The sequence below is a fragment of the Polaribacter vadi genome, from assembly GCF_001761365.1.
In the GTDB taxonomy this organism is placed as follows: domain Bacteria; phylum Bacteroidota; class Bacteroidia; order Flavobacteriales; family Flavobacteriaceae; genus Polaribacter; species Polaribacter vadi.
The window spans coordinates 241,497-262,421 of sequence record NZ_CP017477.1; the positions used below are offsets into that span (position 1 = coordinate 241,497).

Sequence of the window (20,925 nt, forward strand, 5' to 3'; positions counted from 1 at the left end):
AAAATTTATGGAACTGCTGTAAAAACAATGGTTTTACCATAATTAGGATATTCACCTGATGCAAAAACCATTCTAGTTTCACTAATTTCTTCTAATTCTAGCGTAAAAATTCGAGTTGTGAATTTTTCATTGAAACTTTCTCCTCTACTTACGTTTAAATAAATTTTACCAATATCGTCGTAAAATTGATAAGATAAAGTAGCTTGCTGATCTGTTGGATTATCATAGAAACAAGAGCTATTACCTAGTGTTGTTTGAACTTCTTTTTTATCATCAAAAAATGTAAATTCATCATCTGTATAACAATCGTTATATTCACTTAAAATGTTAGATTCATAGTTTATAAAAAAGCTTTCAACTAACCATTTTTTAGAACTATTTGCATGTAGTTTTTGTAAATCATTTGTGTTATATCTCACATCTAGTTCGTTATCGTCTTTACTACAGTTAGAAAAAAATAAAGTTGAAATAATTAAGACTAAAGAGTAAATACGTTTCATAGAGTAGGTTTTGTTTGAAAAATTTATAAATAAACAATTATGATGCCAAATGTATATTCTTTTTTGAAAATTAAAAAAACAATATAGATTAACTATTGATCAACTTTAAAGTCACTAAATACACATCTTGTTTCGTCATTTTTGCTTTTAACCAAGCAAAGAAACTCATCATAAAAATGTCTTCTTTTTCTTTATCAATAAAATTGAAAGATGTTTCTACTTTATTATAAAATTCTTTTGAACTTGCTGTTTCTGGGTTTTTATAATAGATTTCTACCAATTTTAAATAAGCAATTACATTCTCTTGATTTATTTCTTTTAAGTGTTTAAAGTAATTTTTTTTGAAACTTTTTAAACGAGATTCTACCAAATTTATATTTCCACAATCTATTTGTAGTAAAATATCAATTAAATTCTTTTTAATCGTCCAAACTAAACCTGCTTTTTCAAGATACCATTTGTCTGTATGGTATAATTTGGAAAGTAAATTTTGTGCTTTTGTTAAAGATTTATTTTGATAATAGCATACAATTAAAGATAAATAAATATCCAATTGATGAATAATATTGATGTTTTTTTTATCAATAGAATTCTCTAAAAGCTGAATTGCTTCTTCTTGTTTTTCTGTATAATTATAATTCAAAGCAAGTAACAAATCGTGTTTTGAAGAAAATTCTTTCAAATATTTTTGCTTGTTTTCTTGCATGTAAAAATTCATCAATTCTAAATATTTTAAAGATTGATTGAACTTTTTATTTCTGAAAAATATGTTAGAGATTAAGTATAGAATTTCTATGTGATAATACGTTTGTTTGTTTTTAGCCGTATGGTTTTTTACAATTTTATAAGTGTCTACAGCAAAATTTGTTATGTTGTAATAATCGAATTTTTGAGAAGAAGAAATTGTGGTTATTTGTAAAAGTTGATATAATGATTTGAAAGAAAGTAAGCTTATGTCTAAATTATTTTGTTCTTTTAAGGTGCTTTCAATTAGCTTTTTAATATCAATAGTTGTTTTCTTTTGTTGATAATCATTTAGCGATTTCCTGATTTTAGCATACGCAATATTTAAATTATCTTCTTGAATTAACTGCTGCTGATTCTCTTTAAAGTTATGAATAATCTCCTCTAAATTTAAAGTTTCATATTGATGTGCATATTGTATTTTAGTATGATAAATTTCATTTAAAATTGAAAATAATTGATGTTCAGTAGCAACAATTCTAGCTTTCTCTAAAATTTGGTATCCGACTTCTATTTGCTGTTTTTGAAGAAAATTTCTTGCAGCAATAATATATTTTATCAATCGAATATCTAAAGAATTTTCTTCTTTGATGCTTGTATTTGCAGTAAAATCGATTAAAGATTGAAACAAACGTTTTCTTAAAGCATGCAAAGCTACTTTGTTTTGTTTCCCGTAAATTTTTTCTGATATTTCTTGAGAAGAAAAATTATCTATTAATAATAGTTTTACTAATTGAATGTTTTTAGCGTCTTTTCGCTTGTTCTTTTTATCTAAATAATTGATAAAGTCTTGTTGTTTATCCTTGTTTAGAGTTCTTAGAATTTCATTTAAATGAATCATTATATCGTCAGTAAATAGTTCATAAATATACTAAATTATATTATTAGTACTTACTTTATTAAAATTAAGTCGTCATTTATTGTTAAAAATAGTATTTATAGAACTTTAAAACTGTTGCAAATTTGTATCATAATTATTAAACTAAATAGTATGAATTATCAAAAAACGGTTTCATCTAATGAAGAAACTAAAAAACAGAAAAAAAGTAAAAAGTCTACAAATGAAATAGATCAAAAACCAACAGCAGCTTATATTGGTGCAACTTGGGGAATTGTTATTATCGGTTTACTATCTTATTGTATTGGTTTGTGGAATGCAAGTATGGAGTTGAATGAAAAAGGCTATTATTTTGCCATTCTTTTAATGGGAATTTATGCTGTGATTTCGCTTCAAAAAGCAGTGAGAGACAAAGCTGAAAACCTAAAAGTAAGTGATATGTATTATGGAATAAGTTGGGTGGTCGCAATTGCTTCGATACTTTTATTAATTATCGGTTTAAGAAATGCAGATTTAGCTTTGAGTGAAAAAGGTTTCTATGGAATTTCCTTTTTATTGAGTCTTTTTGGCGCAATTACCGTTCAAAAAAACACAAGAGATATTGATTTTATCAACACTAAAAATGAAGAAGAATAGTTAGTTTGATAATGGTTTTATAAACCAAAACCTCACAAATTAGTTATTTGTGAGGTTTAAATTTTTAGTATAATTACTTTATTTTCCATTTTTTTTAGGAATATAAGTAATACCAGATCTAGCATTAGATATATGATTTCCTTCTGCATCATGATTAATTGCCAAAATTTCATCGGCATTTTTTTTGCTAATTTTAATTTTCTTTTCTTTATCTTCAGTGTCCATTTTATTTTTCTTTATGGTTAATAGTATCAATTTCTAGATTCTCATTGTCATCACTTCCAATACTATATAATTGATTTTCTTCGTCTTTAAGAGTTTTTTTAGTAACGTTTTTTCTAGGTTTTCTGCCAGGAACATCTAAATCATTTCCAGAGAAATCTTTGGTAACTTTATTTTTTAAAAGTTCATCATCTCCATTATCGTTTCTTAAATTTCCTGCTTTATCTCCTAAAGCTTGTAAATCTTCTTTTGTAATTTCCGAATTGTATGTATCTGATTTTTCTTTCATAATTATTTGCTATTTACATAAAGTGCATGTACAACTCCTGGCAACCAACCTAAAATGGTTAATAGAATACTTAATAGAAATTGTGTTCCTAAACCATGTTTTAAAAACACTGCTAAAGGAGGTAATAATACACTTAAAATTATTGTTAATATTGACATTTGTTTTGTTTTTAGTTGAATTACGAAATTATAAAACAACTTAAAATATTGTTGTCTTGATAGATGTAAACTTTAACTCATAAACTATTTTAACAGTGTAAAATATTTATTAACAAGCTTTTAACTTGTGGTTCTAAATTTGTTTTTTAGTTTTATATCGAATTTAAAAAATAAAATATTATGGGAATTATAAAAGACAATAAAAAATTTGATAGATCAAAAACTCAAAACGATCCTACAAATCCATCACCTAATTTAAAAGAGAACAAGGATTTTAGTTTGGATAAAAAAACGATTACAGAAAAGAAAAAAGACAAATAGTTATTAGTTAATTTTCAATAATAAACCTTCACGAATTTCGTGAAGGTTTTCTAATTTAAAGTAACATAGAAAGTTTAATACTCATTCATTAGAATTACTCTTAGATTTAGGTAATTCGCCTTTAATTCATTCTCTAAATCAATTACGTGAGAAGCTCCAACCATCACAATATTTCTTGTTTTTCCAGATTTTAATACTTGACTAGCAATATTTTCTTCCTTCTAAACAACCTTTAGTTTCTTCTGTTATATCGCCAAATGAACTCATTTTATGCAATTTTAACTTCTTTATGTTTATTTTTTTCTTCTGAATTCTCAAATATAAACATTTAAACATTTTTACTTTATAAATATTTATTAGATGTTTATTAGTAGTATTTTTGATTTATAAATTTATTGATATGAAAAATTCCAAATTTCTTATTGCTATCTCATTTTTTGCAATTTATGTAGTTTGGGGTTCTACCTATTTATTTAATAAAATTGCAGTTACAGAATTATCGCCTTTTTTTTTAGCTTCTATTCGTTTTTCTGTTGCAGGTATTTTAATGATTTTTTTAGCGTTTATTTTAAAACAACCTTTAAAAATTACTAAAAAGCAATTTTTTAATTCCATGATTGCTTCTTTTTTCTTTTTAATCTACGGAAATGGCGTTTTTGTTTGGGCTTTACGTTATGTAGATAGTGGTTTTGGAGCTTTAATGGCATCCACTCAACCACTTTTTGTGCTCTTTTTATTACGATTAATTGATAGAAAACCATTTCAGAAAAAATCTATTATTGGAGTAATTTTAGGAATGTTTGGCATGTATTTATTGGTTAGTCAAAAAGAATTGATAACTTCTGAAGGAACTTTATTAGGGGTTTTTATGATACTTACGTGTGTGTTAAGTTGGAGTTATGGAAGTGTATTTGTATCGAAAGCAGATTTACCAAAAAGTTTTATGGTTACAACAGGTTATCAAATGTTGGTGGCTGGTTTTGTGCTGTTTTTAGCAAGTTTAAGTTTTAATGAAGTTTGGCTATCACCTTTATATTGGAGTACAAATGTTCAGATTTCTATGATTTTATTAATTGTTTTTGGAGGTATTGTTGCCTTTACTGCTTTTAATTATCTACTAAAAAATGTGTCTACAGAAAAAGTGTCAACATCTGCTTATGTAAATCCTGTAATTGCTTTATTTATGGGTTGGTATTTTTTAGAGGAAACGTTAACAACACAATCAATTGTAGCTTCATGTATTTTATTAACGGGCGTTTATTTTATCACTTCAAGAAAAAGAAAATAATCTCTTAAAAAGGTGTTAACAATTCAATTGAGTTCAACTTAATTGCATTTCAGCAAACCTACATTTCTATTTGTAAATACATTTATAGTCTATTAATTTAAAATGATAAAACTATGAATATTAATTTCGAGTACCATAATGTAGAAGCTAGTGAAAGGTTAGAAGCATACGCAAAAGAAAAGTTAGAAAAACTGTACGATAAATTTCAGATGATAGTAAGAGCAGATGTTTTTTTTAAAACAGAAAACACCTCTTCTGATGAAACAGGAATGATTTGTAATATTAGAGTAAGTGTACCTGGACCAAGATTGTTTGCAGAAGCAAGTCACGATAATTTTATAAGTTCTATTAATGAATCTGTAAAAGAATTGGACAGACAATTGACAAAGAAAAAAGAAAAATTAGCTACCTATTAAACGCTTTTATCAATAATAAATTTAATAATAACAACTTAAAGAGAGAACAATGAAGAAAGAATTTTTATTACAAAATTTTAATAATATTGATGATTTGCCTTTAAAAAATAGAGTTGTCATGGCTCCAATGACTAGAAGTAGAGCAGATAATAAAGGTAATGTGCCAACAAACGATTTACAAGGTTTATATTATGAACAAAGAGCTTCTGCAGGTTTAATTATTACAGAAGGATCTCAAGTATCTAAAGAAGCTGTCGGTTACATAAACACTCCTGGTATTTACAGTAAAGAACAAGTAGAAGGTTGGAAAAAAGTAACAAAAAGAGTACATGATAAAGGTGGGAAAATATTTATTCAGCTTTGGCACGTTGGACGAATTTCGCATCCCGATTTTCATAATGGAGAATTACCTTTAGCACCTTCTGCTATAAATGCCAATGAAACTGTGTATACTCCAGAAGGAGAAAAAGAAACAGTTACACCAAAAGAAATGACAAAAGAAGATATTAAAAGAACAATATCTGATTTTAAAAATGCTGCACAAAATGCTGTTGATGCTGGTTTTGATGGTGTAGAGATTCATTCTTCAAATGGATATTTGTTTCATCAGTTTTTTAACAAAACATCCAACAAAAGAACAGATGAATATGGAGGAAGTATTGAAAATAGAGCGCGTTTCTTTTTTGAAGTTTTAGATGCTGTAAAAGAAGTTTTACACGAACAAAAAATTGGAGCAAGATTCAATCCGTCTTTAAATGGAATTTTTGGAATGGAAATGGATGAAGAGACGATTCCTACTTTCGAATATATTATTAAAAAATTAAATGATTATAACTTAGCATACATTCACTTATCTGAACCTTTTAATGATGTTTCTGATGTTAAGTTTGCTGTACAAAATATTGCAGAACATTTTAGACCTTTATATCATGGAACTTTAATGATTAATGCAGGTTTTGATGAAGCTTCTGGAAACAAAGTGATTGAAGAAGGAAACGCAGATTTAGTTGCCTTTGGTAAATTGTATATTTCAAATCCTGATTTGGTAGAACGTTTTGAAAGAAACCAAGAATTAGCAGATTGGAATCAAGAAACTTTTTACACACCTGGACCTAAAGGATATACAGATTATCCGAAATTAGAAGTAAATAAATTAGAAAACTCATAAAAATTACAAGATGATAAAACCTAGAAATAAAGCACCAGAATTAACAATTGATTTGGTAAATGGTACACAATGGAGTTTACAAGAACAAAAGCCAGAAAATTTCACATTAATAATTTTTTATAGAGGCAAACATTGCCCAGTTTGTAAAAAACAATTGGAAGAATTACAAACAAAAATACCAGACTTTAAAAAAAGAGGTGTTAATATAGTTGCAATTAGTGCAAATACAGAAGAACTTGCAAAAGAAACTTACAAAGATTGGGCAATAGATGATGTTCCTGTAGGTTATAATTTTTCAATTGATGAAGCTCGTAAGTGGGGTTTATTCATTTCTGAAGGTATTAGTGATAAAGAACCAAAACAATTTACAGAACCAGGTTTATTTTTGATTGATACAAAAGGAAAAATTTATTGGGAATCTATACAATCTATGCCTTTTGGAAGACCTGAATTTAAAGACGTTTTAAATGGAATAGATTATATATTAAAAGAAGACTATCCTGCAAGAGGAGAAGCTTAAAAACGCATAAAAATAATCCAAAGTAATTGTTACTTTGGATTATTTTTTATCTAAATATATTATAAAATTGACACATAAATTTAAACTTAAAGATTTACCAAAACTATTTGTAAAAACCGCAAATAATTGGTTTGATAGCAATCCTTTTGAATTAAGTGCAGTGGTTGCTTATTATGCAATATTATCTTTGCCTGCTTTAATCGTTATCATCTTAAATCTTGTTGGTAATGTTTGGGGTAGAGAAATTGTGCAAGGAGAATTGTTAGACGAAATTTCTGCAGCAGTTGGTGTGCAAACAGCAGAATCCATAAGAGTTATGATGTTGGATAGAGGAGATGAATCAGTCTCAATATTTACAACTATTATTGGTTTTATAACCTTAATTTATGGTTCAACAGGAGTTTTTTATCAACTTCAATCTGCTTTCGATAAAATTTGGAAAGTAAAAGAGAATGAAAATACTAATGGATTTGTTAAAATGCTTTTAAGTAGATTAAAAAGTTTTGGATTTATTTTAATTATAGGTTTTTTACTTTTAATCAGTTTTATTTTCACTTCAATTATTAGTGCTTTTAGCAGCAGAATTGAAAAATTTATGCCAGAAATTTTGTTTGATTATGTATATCTTATCGATTTTACAATTTCCATTTTCTTTATATACGTGCTTTTTGCAACAATGTTTAAATATTTACCAACAAAAAGCATTCGTTGGCGAGCAGTAAGAATTGGTGCAGCTTTAACAGCAATTTTATTTGTAATTGGTAAGTATTTAATGGCTTGGTATTTTAGCGAAATGGATCCAGGTTCTACGTATGGAGCAGCAGGTTCTATCATTTTAATTATGCTTTGGGTTTCTTATTCTAGTTTAATTTTATTTTTTGGAGCGCATTTTACCAAAGTATATTCAGATATGTATCTTATTGAATATGAAGAGATAAAATAATATTCCCTAATTTAAATGTTTTAAAATACTGTAAGTCAAGTTTTTAAGAGTTATGTTTACTGCTGTTAGATACTTTAATTTATATCGTTTATAAGATTCAAAAAATATATTGTTAAAATTTTCTTAATAATTATGATGTTTTTTTTAAATTTTTTAAAAAATACTGTATATTTGAGTTCTAAATTATAATCCCTATGATTCAAATTACCCTATCTGCTGAAGAGCAGTCAGTATTAAATGCTGTAAAAACTGAGCATCTAACAAGTTTCGAAATTTTAAAAAAAGTAGACAGTATTTCTATGATTTTATCATTGTATAATATTATAGATAAGCTTAGTACAAAAGGTGTGCTTAAAAGTTACATGAAACAAGATAAAAAATATCATTATGCTGCTTAGTAGCTAATTTTATTTTCTATTGATTTTATAAAACGTTGTTCTATTTGCTTTCTAAGGTAAATTAGATAACGTTTTTATGTTTTTTAAGGAGGATATTTACTCTGTTACAAAATAAGTAAATGACAGTAAAACAGATTCTTATTAGGTTGTAGTTGTTTGAAAAATTATTATTGTATATTTATCATCTAAAAAATATGCTATGAATAACAATAAATTGACAGCACAACAATTGTCTGTGCTAAATGTAATTAAAGAAGAACCTTTAACAAGTTTTCAAATTTTAAATAAAGTAGAAAATATTTCTATGATATTATCTTTATATACAATTATAGATCAACTTAAAAGTAAAGGTGCTATTGAGAGTTACACAAAAGAGAATGTAAAGTACCATATTGCTTGTTAATTAGTTACTTTACTTTTAAAATAAAATGCTTTGAGATTTTTAAGATTTAAAAATTTCAAAGCATTTTGGTTTTTAGTCTTTAGCAGGTCTAATATCTACTGAAACTTTCATAATACTATTTCCAGAACCATAAATAACTCCTTTTAAAGGAGGTACATCATAATAGTCTCTACCAAAAGCAACTGTAATATGTTGGTTTTTTGGAATTTGATTGTTTGTAGGATCAAAATCTACCCAACCAAAACCTGGAATAAATACAGAAAACCAAGCATGGGAAGCATCTGTACCCACTAGTTTTTCTTTTCCTGGAGGAGGTAATGTTTCTATATAGCCACTAACATATCTTGCAGGCAAACCCATGGAACGTACACAAGCAATTGCAACTTGAGCAAAATCTTGACAAACGCCCTTTTTTTCTTTCATAACTTCTTCAATAGGAGTTGCAATCGTGCTAAAAGTGGCATCAAATTTAAAATCCGTAAAAATACGTTTCATTAATTCTTTAGAGGCTTCAAAAACAGAACGCTCTTTTTTGAAGGAAACCTCTGCATATTCTTTAATTGAACTCGATATTTTATTGATGAAAGGTGAGTCTAATAAAAACTGTTTAGCATCTATAATTTCTGAAGAAAAAGAACTTAATTTTTCAATAGCTTTTTCTAAAGTGATGTTTTTATCACCTTTTAAATGTTCATTTTTTTCTTGAATTTCAAAAGAACGCTCTACGTTACTTTTTGCAGTTACAATTAATTCTTTGTGTTGTTTATCAATAGAGAAATGAGTTACTGTATTCCCGAAAAAATCTATATTTTCATTTAAAAAACTAGGTTTTGGAGTAATTTCTAACTCATAACTCAATAACTTTTGCCCAATAAAATCTTTAGGTTTTAAGATGGCTAAATTGTGACAATAAGTTACATTATTATCATATTTATAGCTTGTTGTGTGTATAATTGAAAAAATCATTTTAAAGTGTATAATTTTGGTCAACTAACTGTTTTTGTTCATCAGAATGATTAAAATACATATCCGTTAAAGACATAGAAGTATCATGGATTTTATCACTTAAAGAAGCCAATAAATTCTCCAAATTTTTTCTAGTAACTTCATTTTTATCAACCTTAATTAAATCAGTTGCTTTTGCATCATTAATTAAATTACAAGCCTCTGTAATTGCTTTTTGTAAAGAAGTTAATGCAGTATCTTCGTTTCTTTTTGGCAATTTAAAAATATCTCTTTTAATTCTGTTTAGTTGATATTTTAAAGATCTTGAATACGATTTATCTAATAAAATAAGATTCACTACATTTTCTACATTCAAGTAAGATTTAAAACTATATCTGTAAATGTTTAAACTTTCGTGGCTGTTTAATAGCGATTCTAAAATTTCATATTCTACATCTTCCTCATAATTGATTGCTAAAAGTGCTCTAGATTTATCAATACACATCGTTGCTAATTCCATCTGTAAGCCAATAAAATAGAGTAATAATCCTTGATCTACTAAAATACTTTCTTCAATTAAGCCAATAAAAGCAATTAGTTTTGTAATAACAGTGTCTAGTAATTTTATGATTTTTTTCTCATTTTGATGATCTTCTTCATCAAAATCATGCCAAATTTTTTGCAACGTATCATAAACACGCCACATATCTTTAGACCATAAATTCCTTAAAGAGTAATAAGAATTGTTAAAAGAAGAAAGTGCATGTGCTAAACTACCAACTTTAGTTTTATCAAAAAGTACAATAGCAATTTCTTTTAAAGGATCTTCTAGTGCTTTCTCTTCGTTCTTACCTGTAAATCCAGGAAAAATAGATGTTAAATGTGTTATTGATTTGTATAAAATATGTAAACTTTCAGAATCTGAATCTCGTTTATTAAATTCAGAATTGCTCATTTGGTTTAAAACCATTCTTATATACCTTGCAGTAATTAAAGTTCTTGCCAAATATCTACCAGACCAAAATAAATTTTCGGCTGTGTTGCTTGGTAGGTTTTCAATACCTGTTAAGTTGTTAGATGTTGAGTGATGCCAATGATATCTTTGAAGTTTTTTGTTGTTTTTCTTATTGTTATTTGTAACCCAAAAATCTTTACTTGTGCCTCCTTTTTGGTTGGAAACTCTCATGTCTTTTCTTTCTGCAGCAACTCTAACCAAACCTCCAGGCATAATGCTATACGTGTTCTCTTTAGCAATTGCAAAAGTTCTACAAACAACTTTTCTAGGTTCTAAATGTTCTTTCGTAAGATTTGGTGCTGTTGAAAAAGATATTTTTTCTTGTGCCACAAAACGATATGGTTTTGCTAAAATTTGTTTTTTTAAATCTGCTATTTCAGCATCATTTAAAAATTCACAGAAATAAATATTTTCTCTGTTGGTAATATCAATAGGTTTTACAACAAGGTCTTTAATATTTTCTAGTACGTGTTTTCGCTCTTTTTCTTGTCCACACCACCAAGAAGCAATTTGTGGTAACAGTAAATCTTCTTTTAAAAAGTATTTACAAATAGAATTCATAAAAGGAATTAAACCTGGGTTTTCTAAAACGCCACTTCCTATAGGATTCATAATGGCTACATTTTGCTGTCTAACAACTTCTAACAAGCCAGCGACTCCTAAAAAAGAATCTCCTTTCAATTCTAAGGGATCTACAAAAGCATCGTCAACACGTCTGTAAATTACATCAACTTGAATTAATCCTTTTAAAGTTTTAATCCAAACTTTTTGGTCTCTTACAACCAAATCACTTCCTTTTACTAACTGATATCCTAAAAATGAAGACAAGTACGCATGTTCAAAATACGTTTCATTGTGTGGTCCAGGAGTTAAAATTACAATGGTTGGATTTTCTTTGTTGCTTACTGCAGCATTAATTAAGAGTTGGTTAAAATCTTGAAAAAATCCAAAAGGTTGTTTTACATTAATTTCGTTAAAAAAATCGGGTACAACTTCTCTTGTAGAAAACCTGTTTTCAAGAGCATAACCAATTCCAGAAGGTGCTTCAGTTCTATCGTTTACAACCCACATTCGTCCATCTGGACCTCTAGCTAAGTCTGCAGAATGCATTAATAGCTGTTGAGCTGTTTTATATTGTATTTGATCACAAGGTCTTAAAAAACCACGATGAGAAAAGATTATCTCATGAGGAATAACCCCATTTTTAATCAATTCTCTTTTTCCGTAAATATCTTTTAAAACTAAATCTAAAACATGTGCACGTTGTTGCAACCCTTTTTCTAATGTTTTCCATTCTTTGTTATCAATTACAAAGGGAATTATATTTAAACTCCAAGGTCTGTTTAAACCTTTAGGGTCGTTATAAACATTATAGGTTACACCATTTTCTGCTAATAACCAATCTAAATTTTCTTGTCTTTTTGTAATCTCTTTAATACCTAGTTTAGAAAAATTCGATAATAATTTCTCCCAAGTAGGGTTTATCTTCATATCAGACTTTAAAACTTCATCATAGTTTTCAAAATCTTTAAAATAATCTTTAAAGAAAGATGTAACTGGCTTTTTTATCAAGACAAATTATTTTTTAAGTCGCAAATCTAACGTATTTGGATATTCTGGGTTTACAGGAATCTCTTTAAAATTGAATTTTTTAGAACTTCCTTGTTTTTTAATTCCTCTGATTATTCCTTTATCATTTTCTGCTAATTCTTTCTCTTGAGCTTCTTTGTCTTTTCTAGCTTCTTCTTTCGATTTGATTTCTCCTTGTGTGTGTCCAAAATCCCAAAAACGATTAATTCTACGAGATTCAGCTTCATTACTATTTATAGGATATGTATCATAAGATCTTCCTCCTGGATGTGTTACAAAATACGTACAACCACCAATGGAACGTTTGTTCCAATTATCAACAATATCAAAAACAAGAGGTGTATCAACATCTATTGTTGGGTGTAAAGCAGAGTAAGGGTTCCATGCTTTGTAACGAATTCCTGCTACATATTCTGCATGTGTTCCAGTACTTTTTAATTGCACTTTTACGCCATTACAAGTTAACGTGTATCTTTCTTGATTAAAATCTGATACTTTTACTTGCAATCTTTCTAGAGAAGAATCTACATATCTTGCAGTTCCACCACCAGTCATTTCTTCACCTAAAACATTCCAAGGTTCAATTCCTGCACGTAATTCTAAATGTATATTGTTGATGTCAACCATTCCATATAAAGGAAATCTAAATTCAAAGAAAGGATCAAACCAATCTAATTCAAACTTATAACCTGCTTTATTTAATTGATTTACAATGTCTTTAATGTCTTCTTTAACAAAGTGTTCAATCAAAAATTTATCATGTAATTCTGTACCCCATCTCACTAAATTATGTTCGTAAGGTTTTTTCCAAAACCAAGAAACTAAAGTTCTAACCAATAAGTTTTGCAATAAACTCATTTGTGCATGAGGAGGCATATCAAAACCACGTAATTCTAAAATACCTAATCTTCCTGTGGATGAATCTGGTGAATATAATTTATCAATACAAAATTCTGCTCTGTGTGTGTTTCCTGTTAAATCAGTTAATAAATGACGAAATAATCTGTCAGTTAACCAAAATGGAACCTCGCCATCTTTTGGAATTTGACTAAAGGCGATTTCTAACTCGTACAAACTATCATGTCTTGCTTCATCAACTCTAGGAGCCTGACTTGTTGGGCCCACAAAAGAGCCAGAAAACAAATACGATAATCCAGGGTGATGTTGCCAAAAAGTTAATAAGCTTCGTAACAAACTCGGCTTACGCAAAAGCGGACTATCTTTTGGAGAAACTCCACCTAAAGTTACGTGATTTCCACCTCCAGTTCCTGTATGTTTTCCATCTAACATAAACTTTTCGGTTCCTAATCTCGATTTTTTTGCTTCCTCGTAAATGGTGAAAGTTGTATTTTTTAATTGATTCCAATCTAAAGAAGGATGCACATTTACCTCAATAACTCCTGGATCTGGAGTAATTTTCATCGATTCTATTCTGTTATCATGAGGTATTCCATACCCTTCTAAAATAACAGGAATTTCTAATTCTTTTGCAGTTGCTTCTATAGATGCTAATAAATCTAAATAAAATTCTGCATTGTCTAAAGGTGGCAAAAATAAATGCAATTTACCTTCTCTCACTTCTGAACAAATAGCAGTTCTTACAAAATAATTAGGCATATTTGTTGGAATGCCATTTTGCTGAAAGTCTTCATATCTTTTAGAAACTAATTGTCTAAAACTTGGTATTCTTTTCTTCGAAGAAAATAAATCTGGCTCGTAAATTGGAAACATTTCATGTGCTGGTTTTTGCTCTAAAGAATTTAAAGGCAAACGCAAACCAACAGGCGAATTTCCTGGCGTTAAATAAATATAATTTCTTCTAAAAGTCCATTCGCTACTAAACCATTTGTCTTCAGATTTGTTTAATGGTAAAACATAACCAACTGCTTTAGATGTGCCGTTTTTCAGAATTTCTGCAATCTTTTTTTCTGCGATAGAACTATCTTTATCTTCTGCAGGATTGTAATCAATGGGCATATTGCCTTTTTCATACATCATTAAAAAAGCATCTTCATAAGTAGGTAAAATATGTTCTGAAGAAACGCCTAAATAACTGGTTAATTTCTCTAAAAATAAGATATCTGCATTTTCAGGAATTTCTGTTTTTGGAGCTAAAGCTGCCAATAAATTTTGATTGAACCATATTTTTCGACCATCTTTTCGCCAAACTAATTCAATAGACCATCTTGGAAGAGGTTCTCCTGGATACCATTTTCCTTGAGCATGATGTAAAAAACCACCTTCAGAAAACTTATCTAAAAAACGTTTCGATAAATCTGCTGCCAATGTTCTTTTGTGAGTTCCATCTGCATCTGTGTTCCATTCTGCACCTTCCATATCATCCACAGAAACAAAAGTTGGTTCACCACCCATTGTTAAACGAACATCATTTTTTTGCAGTTCTTTTTCAACTTTATTTCCTAACTTATCAATGGCTTTCCATTGTTCTTGGGTATAAGGTTTTGTAACTCTTGGAGATTCTAAAATTCTTGTTACAGAATTCTCGAATTCAAATTCAGTTTCACAAATATCAGACAAACCAAAAACTGGAGCAGCACTTTCAAAAGAAGGAGTACAAGCTAAAGGGATATGACCTTCTCCAGCTAATAATCCAGAAGTTGCATCAAAACCAATCCAACCTGCACCTGGCAAATATACTTCTGCCCAAGCATGTAAATCTGTAAAATCTTCAGCAGGACCAGAAGGACCATCTAAAGATTGTTCATCAGACTTTAATTGTACTAAATAACCAGAAACAAAACGTGCTCCAAAACCTAAATGACGCAAAGCTTGCACAAATAACCAAGCATAATCTCTACAGGAACCATTTCTTTGCTGTAAGGTTTGCTCACAAGTTTGTACACCAGGTTCCATTCTGATATTGTAACTTAAATATTCATATATTTTTCTGTTGATGTCGATCAAAAAATAAATTGTTTTTCTTGGAGTCATATCTAAAGACGCCACAAAATCTTTTAATAAATCACCTTTTTCAGTTACTTCCAAATAGGGAAGGAGTTCTTTTTTTGTGTTTTCAGAATAGGTGAAAGGAAACTCTTCTGCAGATTCTTCTACAAAAAAATCAAAAGGGTTTATAGTTTTTAGATCGGCAATAATTTCTACATCAATAGAAAGTTCTGTTGTTTTATCAGGAAAAACGACGCGTGCCAAATAATTACCAAAAGGATCTTGTTGCCAGTTAAAAAAATGATTTTCTGGCTTTATTTTTAACGAATAAGATTCTATTGGCGTTCTACTATGAGGTGCAGGTCTTAACCTAAAAATATGTGGAGAAAGTTTTACAGAACGATCGTATTTATACTTTGTTTTGTGTGATATTACAATTTTTAATGCCATAAATACGTCTTTTAATAATTTAGTTTTAAGCTTCAACGAAATAATGGAAGCAGATACAATTTAACATACAAATATCACAAAATAAATTCAACTTATTAAGGATTATTGAATTTTTAATAAAAATTTAGTTTTAATGTGTAAAATTTATATTTTACATCGAATTGATGTAAATAATTTAATTTTAATTATTAACTTAGTATATTATTTATAATTTATTTTATTAAATTTACAGAAAAAGTTCTCAATTTGAAAGCACCAACTAGTTTACCAATTTTTTCATCGTATAAATATGATTCTAAGTTTTATGATGAAATTTTTACAGATAATAATGAAGTAAGAGAGGTTTATGAAACACTCTTTAATTTATTTAGTGAGTATTCTGTAAACGATTTTGCAAATCTAAATGATAAAGCAAAAGATGCGTTTTTTAATCAAGGAATTACATTTCAAGTATATGGAGATAAAGAAACGAAAGAAAAGATTTTTCCTTTTGATTTATTTCCAAGAATCATTGGTTATGACGAATGGCAAAAAATAGAAAAAGGCGCTTTACAAAGAAGCAAAGCTCTAAACCTTTTTTTGTGGGATTTATATCATGATCAAAAAATAATAAAAGATAAAATTGTTCCAATAGATTTAATAAATTCTTCTGTTAATTTTTTAAAGCAGATGAAAGGATTTAATCCTCCTGGAGGAATTTATAACCACGTTTCTGGTACAGATTTAATAAAACATTCAGATGGTAATCATTATGTTTTGGAAGACAATATTAGGTGTCCTTCTGGAGTAAGTTATGTTGTTGGAAATAGAGCTGCATTAAAAAGAACTTTATTTGGGGTTTTTAATCATTATCAATCTTATAATGTTTCTGATTATGGCCAGAATTTGTTAGAAATTATAGAATCTGTAAAGCCAAAAGGAGTAGACATTCCAAAATGTGTGGTTTTAACACCAGGTGTTTACAACTCAGCTTATTATGAGCATTCTTTTTTAGCAAAACAAATGGGAGTAGAATTGGTTGAAGGTAGAGATTTGTTTATAGAAAACGATTTTGTTTACATGAAAACCATTAGAGGTTTGGTTAGAGTTGATGTTATTTATAGAAGAGTAGACGATTTATTTATTGATCCTTTAGAATTTAATAAAGATTCTTTATTAGGTGTGCCAGGTTTGTTTAAATCTTATATGAAAGGTAAAGTTTGCTTGGTAAATGCACCAGGAACTGGAGTTGCAGATGATAAAGCAATTTACACCTATATGCCACAAATTATAAAATATTATTTAGATGAAGAACCAATATTAAATAATGTACACACCTATCATTGTAGCAGACCAGATGAATTAAAATATGTTTTAGAAAATGTAGATAAATTGGTGGTAAAACCTGTAGATGAATCTGGAGGATATGGAATTTCTATCGGAAATAAATTAACCAAAGAGGAAATAGAAAAAGTAAAAGAAACAATAAAAGCAAGCCCAAGAAAATATATTGCACAGCCAATTATGTCTCTTTCTACACACGCTACTTATATAGAAGATGAAAATTCTTTTGAACCAAGACATGTAGATTTAAGAACTTTTACTTTATTAGGTAAAGACAAAGATTTTGTTTTAAAAGGCGGATTAACAAGAGTTGCATTAAAAAGAGGAAATTTAATTGTAAATTCATCTCAGGGAGGAGGATCTAAAGATACTTGGGTATTAAAAAAATAAAACAATTTTATGTTAGCAAGAGTAGCCAATAATTTATTTTGGATGGGACGTTATATAGAACGTTCAGAGCATATAGCAAGATATATGAATGTGAATTATTTTTCTTCTTTAGATGCTCCAAACGAGTTATCTCAATCAAGACAATTTGTATTACGTTCTATGCTTTTTGTTGCAGATGAAGAGGAAATAAAAGATATTAAAGAGTTAGATGAACAAAAAGTATTGTATGATATTGGTTTAAACCCAGAGAAACAATTTTCAATTTTATCATCCATTCAAAATGCACAACAAAATGCAAATGGTGCCAGAGATTTAATTTCATCTGAATTATATGAATCGATAAATACCTTAAATAGAGTTGTAAAAAATTATAATAAAGATGTTTTTGTAAAAAATGGTTTGTTTGATTTTACCACAATGATTACTGCAAATGTTGCGTCTTTAAGAACAAAAATTAGAGGAACATTATTGCATGATGAAGTATATGCGATAATTATGTTAGGTATTTATATTGAGAGAGCAAATCAAGTAATTCGTATAGTTAACTCTAAATATAATGATGCTTTAGTAGAAAAAGTAAACTCAGATATTTCTGTAACCACAAGTTATGAATGGACTACTTTATTAAAATGTGTAGAAAGTTATGATATGATGCGTAGATATTATAGAAAAGTTCCTACAAGTCACACTGTTTTAGATTTTTTAATTCTAAATCCTGCTTGCCCACGTTCTATCATGAATTCTTTAAATAATATCCATTATTATATTTGTTATTTATCAAAAGAAGAAATACCACATAAAGATTCTGCAGCATTTTTAATTGGTAAATTAAAGTACGATCATCAATATAAAACGATTGAAGATGTACAAGGAGATTTAAAAGTTTGTATCGAAAAATTAGTAGATGACTTATCTTTAGTTGGCGAAAAAATGGATAAAGATTATTTTAGCTTGTATTAAAAAATTACTTATCAAACAAAATATAAATCCACAGAAAATATATCTTTCTGTGGATTTTTTAGTATGGGGAATTAACAATGTTTCATTTACAGAAAAAACAGCTGTTTAAAACAGCTGCTCTTAAACGTTGTGAACATAATTTTTTATTGGGGTAACAATACTTGGTCAATTACATGTACAATTCCATTTGTAGTTTGCACATCTGGAATTACCATGTTTGCAGGAGATGTATTTCCTGAACCACTAACAGTTAAAACACCATTATTGTAAGTTCCTAAAGTAATAGTATCACTTCCTAAAGCATCATAAGAACCAGCATTTAATTCAGAAGTAAAGCTATCTTTGCTAGTCTCTGCAAATACATGGTTTAATAAAACTGCAGTTAATAAATCTTTATCGATCATTCTAACATCAGCAGGCTTATCAAAAGTTAAACCTAAAGCAGTACCTAAATTGATAAAAGCTTGATCATTTGGAGCAAATACAGTAAATTTTGCAGCTGGATTACTTAAAGCATCCGCTAATTCTGCATATACAACAGCTTCTACTAAATAACTCAATTCAGGGTTTTTAAATACAGATGCAGATTGCAATGCGATTGCAGATTCTACAACATTTCCACCAGTTGCAATCATTACTTTATCGATAACATGTACAGTTCCGTTTTCTGCTGTAATATCTGTAGCAATAATTTTAGAACCATTGATAAAAAGAGATCCATCTCTACTTACAAATCTTCTTGTCAATCCACCTAAGGCAGAAGCAGACGTTCCATTTGCAGCTATTGCAGAACTTGGTAAATTTCCGTTAGAAACGTGGTATAATAAAGTATTTGTTAAAAAAGGAGTTTGTAAAACACCTAAAGTAGATTCATCTAAACCTAAACGTGCAAAAGCACTATTGTTTGGTGCAAATACAGTATAATCTCCTGATGCATCATTTGGGTTGCTATTACTTAAAACTCCTGCAACTCCACCATTAATGGCAGCAGCTTCTAAAGTAGAAAACGCGTCATTTGATACTGCAATATTTGCTATGGATGGTAATTCATCTTCGTAAGAAGAACTATTTTCACAAGAAATTGCTGTTAATAGAACACAACATAGTGTTAGTCCAATTCCGAATTTTTTATATATATTTTTCATGATTATTTGTTTTAGTTTTATGTTGATTAAAATGAGTAAGAAATTCCACTATATGCTCCTGTAGAATCTCCTAAATTACGCCCTTCTATATAAGTGTTTATTCCTGCTGTTAAGCCAAATCCTTTAACAATTGGTACAAACATATTTGCTCCAATTCTTGTATAGTTTACACGAGTTGCAGGGAAAAATCCTGTAAAACCTTGACCTAAAATATCAACTCCATCATTACCAGATAATTGGTTTGCAATAAAAATATCTCCATAAATAACAGAGGCTGCATATCCTAATTTTAATTCGCTAATAAGCGCATTGGGTACTTCATTACTTCTTAAACTATATCCTGCTTGACCAATAGCAAAAAATCCTGAATTATGTTTATAATTAGCAATTGCAAGACCAGTAATATCTGTTGAACGATTACCAATTGCAATAATTGATTGTAAACCTTCATCTACCTTATAATTTCCAAGAGGAGTTTCTACACCTAAAGCACCTATGATGCTTAAATTTCCATTCATAACTTTGTAAGATTTAATTTTGTACTTACCATAAATGCTTACATCTTGAAATCCACTTCTTTCATTTTCGAAGCCATTGTTTGCTAAAGTAGCAGGAGTTGCTTCACCAGTAGTTTGTATGTAAGGTAAACTTACTACAAAGTTTAAACGGTCAGAAAAACCATATTCTGCATACAATGAAACACTTTTTGTAGTCACCTTATTAAATACAGGAACTGAGTTAACTTTGTTTGGTACTAAAAAAACATCATTATAATCTTCTCTAGACTGTGTAACTGTTATACTAGCTTTTCCTTTTGATTTCATAAACCCACTAATTGGACTTTGAGCTGTCATTGTTAAAGGGAGCATAAAAAGCATTCCTCCAAGTAATTTTAAATTGATTTTCATAATTTTAATTTGATTTAGTTTATATTTTTTGTGTTCTAAAATATATACGAGAAATTTTATAGGCTGGTTTTATTAAAATGATATTTAAGTGAAAAAAAACTTATTTTATCAATGAAAAAAATAATTACCATCTAAAAATTATGATTAACTTTTTGATATTCAGTTGTTAATATTTTTTTTTAAGTAAACATTAGTTGCCTTGAATATTTTAAAGAAACAATGATGAATAAGAAATTTGAAGAAGTCATCTCATTGATTGGAAGATGATTTGTATAAAAGTTATATAAAAAAAAAAGAGTACTAATTATAATAATTAGTACTCTAGAATTATTAAATAAAGTTTCCCCCAAAACTATAAATAAATAATTATCGTAAAATTAATATTTTATTACGATTTAAAAAGGTAAATAATTGTAAAATTATTTTTTTTCTTAAAAAATGTTATTCG

21 protein-coding genes are annotated in these 20,925 nt (G+C 28.5%); 11 read left to right on the top strand and 10 right to left on the bottom strand.

Annotation, left to right across the window (positions count from 1 at the left end; all coding sequences use genetic code 11):
• Nucleotides 1-5: 5 nt before the first annotated feature.
• Together LPB03_RS01060 and LPB03_RS01065 are read right to left on the bottom strand one after the other, a co-directional pair.
• A complete protein-coding gene (locus LPB03_RS01060) occupies nucleotides 6-500 on the bottom strand; it encodes a hypothetical protein (protein ID WP_065318318.1) in 495 nt (164 codons plus the stop codon).
• An 88-nt stretch (nucleotides 501-588) separates the two neighbouring features.
• Nucleotides 589-2,085, bottom strand: a complete 1,497-nt coding sequence (locus LPB03_RS01065) for a hypothetical protein (protein ID WP_065318317.1) — start codon at nucleotides 2,083-2,085, stop codon at nucleotides 589-591.
• A gap of 150 nt (nucleotides 2,086-2,235) precedes the next feature.
• Here LPB03_RS01065 and yiaA point away from each other — a divergent pair, with 150 nt between their 5' ends.
• Nucleotides 2,236-2,718 carry an inner membrane protein YiaA gene (yiaA, locus tag LPB03_RS01070; protein WP_065318316.1) on the top strand — a complete coding sequence of 161 codons (483 nt, stop codon included), beginning with the start codon at nucleotides 2,236-2,238 and terminating at the stop codon, nucleotides 2,716-2,718.
• Between the two features lie 78 nt (nucleotides 2,719-2,796).
• On the opposite strand, the gene LPB03_RS16550 is transcribed toward yiaA, so the two are convergent.
• Genes LPB03_RS16550 through LPB03_RS01080 form a run of 3 tightly spaced genes read right to left on the bottom strand, consistent with a single transcriptional unit; the run spans nucleotide 2,797 to nucleotide 3,387 of the window.
• Nucleotides 2,797-2,943 carry a hypothetical protein gene (locus LPB03_RS16550; protein WP_157579346.1) on the bottom strand — a complete coding sequence of 49 codons (147 nt, stop codon included), beginning with the start codon at nucleotides 2,941-2,943 and terminating at the stop codon, nucleotides 2,797-2,799.
• 1 nt (nucleotide 2,944) lies between these two features.
• Nucleotides 2,945-3,229, bottom strand: a complete 285-nt coding sequence (locus LPB03_RS01075) for a hypothetical protein (protein ID WP_065318315.1) — start codon at nucleotides 3,227-3,229, stop codon at nucleotides 2,945-2,947.
• Between the two features lie 2 nt (nucleotides 3,230-3,231).
• Entirely contained in the window at nucleotides 3,232-3,387 is a 156-nt protein-coding gene (locus tag LPB03_RS01080; RefSeq protein ID WP_065318314.1) for a YqaE/Pmp3 family membrane protein, read from the bottom strand.
• A gap of 180 nt (nucleotides 3,388-3,567) precedes the next feature.
• Here LPB03_RS01080 and LPB03_RS16710 point away from each other — a divergent pair, with 180 nt between their 5' ends.
• The 8 genes from LPB03_RS16710 (at nucleotide 3,568) to LPB03_RS01115 (ending at nucleotide 8,844) form a co-directional block, all read left to right on the top strand.
• Nucleotides 3,568-3,708, top strand: coding sequence for a hypothetical protein (locus tag LPB03_RS16710; protein WP_170324186.1), 141 nt, complete (start codon nucleotides 3,568-3,570; stop codon nucleotides 3,706-3,708).
• A gap of 400 nt (nucleotides 3,709-4,108) precedes the next feature.
• Complete coding sequence (locus LPB03_RS01085) at nucleotides 4,109-4,996, top strand: EamA family transporter (RefSeq protein WP_065318313.1); 888 nt, start codon at nucleotides 4,109-4,111, stop codon at nucleotides 4,994-4,996.
• 113 nt (nucleotides 4,997-5,109) lie between these two features.
• On the top strand, nucleotides 5,110-5,412 hold the full coding sequence (hpf, locus tag LPB03_RS01090) for a ribosome hibernation-promoting factor, HPF/YfiA family (protein ID WP_065318312.1): 303 nt from the start codon (nucleotides 5,110-5,112) through the stop codon (nucleotides 5,410-5,412).
• A gap of 49 nt (nucleotides 5,413-5,461) precedes the next feature.
• Nucleotides 5,462-6,580 carry an alkene reductase gene (locus tag LPB03_RS01095; RefSeq protein ID WP_065318311.1) on the top strand — a complete coding sequence of 373 codons (1,119 nt, stop codon included), beginning with the start codon at nucleotides 5,462-5,464 and terminating at the stop codon, nucleotides 6,578-6,580.
• Nucleotides 6,581-6,590: 10 nt separating this feature from the next.
• Nucleotides 6,591-7,100 carry a peroxiredoxin-like family protein gene (locus LPB03_RS01100; RefSeq protein ID WP_065318310.1) on the top strand — a complete coding sequence of 170 codons (510 nt, stop codon included), beginning with the start codon at nucleotides 6,591-6,593 and terminating at the stop codon, nucleotides 7,098-7,100.
• Nucleotides 7,101-7,167: 67 nt separating this feature from the next.
• Nucleotides 7,168-8,043, top strand: a complete 876-nt coding sequence (locus LPB03_RS01105; protein WP_317038998.1) for a YihY/virulence factor BrkB family protein — start codon at nucleotides 7,168-7,170, stop codon at nucleotides 8,041-8,043.
• Between the two features lie 194 nt (nucleotides 8,044-8,237).
• Nucleotides 8,238-8,441 (top strand): hypothetical protein, encoded by a 204-nt coding sequence (locus LPB03_RS01110; RefSeq protein WP_065318309.1) that lies wholly within the window; start codon nucleotides 8,238-8,240, stop codon nucleotides 8,439-8,441.
• 199 nt (nucleotides 8,442-8,640) lie between these two features.
• Complete coding sequence (locus tag LPB03_RS01115) at nucleotides 8,641-8,844, top strand: hypothetical protein (protein WP_065318308.1); 204 nt, start codon at nucleotides 8,641-8,643, stop codon at nucleotides 8,842-8,844.
• A gap of 72 nt (nucleotides 8,845-8,916) precedes the next feature.
• Here the strand turns inward: LPB03_RS01115 and LPB03_RS01120 are convergent, their stop codons facing one another.
• Genes LPB03_RS01120 through LPB03_RS01130 form a run of 3 tightly spaced genes read right to left on the bottom strand, consistent with a single transcriptional unit; the run spans nucleotide 8,917 to nucleotide 15,751 of the window.
• Entirely contained in the window at nucleotides 8,917-9,810 is an 894-nt protein-coding gene (locus LPB03_RS01120; RefSeq protein ID WP_065318411.1) for a transglutaminase family protein, read from the bottom strand.
• Nucleotide 9,811: 1 nt separating this feature from the next.
• Nucleotides 9,812-12,376, bottom strand: a complete 2,565-nt coding sequence (locus tag LPB03_RS01125) for a circularly permuted type 2 ATP-grasp protein (protein WP_231953124.1) — start codon at nucleotides 12,374-12,376, stop codon at nucleotides 9,812-9,814.
• Nucleotides 12,377-12,382: 6 nt separating this feature from the next.
• Entirely contained in the window at nucleotides 12,383-15,751 is a 3,369-nt protein-coding gene (locus LPB03_RS01130) for a transglutaminase family protein (protein WP_065318409.1), read from the bottom strand.
• 246 nt (nucleotides 15,752-15,997) lie between these two features.
• Between LPB03_RS01130 and LPB03_RS01135 the strand changes: the two genes are divergently transcribed.
• Entirely contained in the window at nucleotides 15,998-17,464 is a 1,467-nt protein-coding gene (locus LPB03_RS01135; protein WP_065318307.1) for a circularly permuted type 2 ATP-grasp protein, read from the top strand.
• A 9-nt stretch (nucleotides 17,465-17,473) separates the two neighbouring features.
• A complete protein-coding gene (locus LPB03_RS01140) occupies nucleotides 17,474-18,424 on the top strand; it encodes an alpha-E domain-containing protein (RefSeq protein WP_065318306.1) in 951 nt (316 codons plus the stop codon).
• 143 nt (nucleotides 18,425-18,567) lie between these two features.
• Here the strand turns inward: LPB03_RS01140 and LPB03_RS01145 are convergent, their stop codons facing one another.
• On the bottom strand, nucleotides 18,568-19,569 hold the full coding sequence (locus LPB03_RS01145; protein ID WP_065318305.1) for a fasciclin domain-containing protein: 1,002 nt from the start codon (nucleotides 19,567-19,569) through the stop codon (nucleotides 18,568-18,570).
• 26 nt (nucleotides 19,570-19,595) lie between these two features.
• Nucleotides 19,596-20,477: a hypothetical protein gene (locus tag LPB03_RS01150; protein WP_065318304.1), complete on the bottom strand. Its 882-nt coding sequence runs from the start codon at nucleotides 20,475-20,477 to the stop codon at nucleotides 19,596-19,598.
• Between the last annotated feature and the right edge of the window lie 448 nt (nucleotides 20,478-20,925).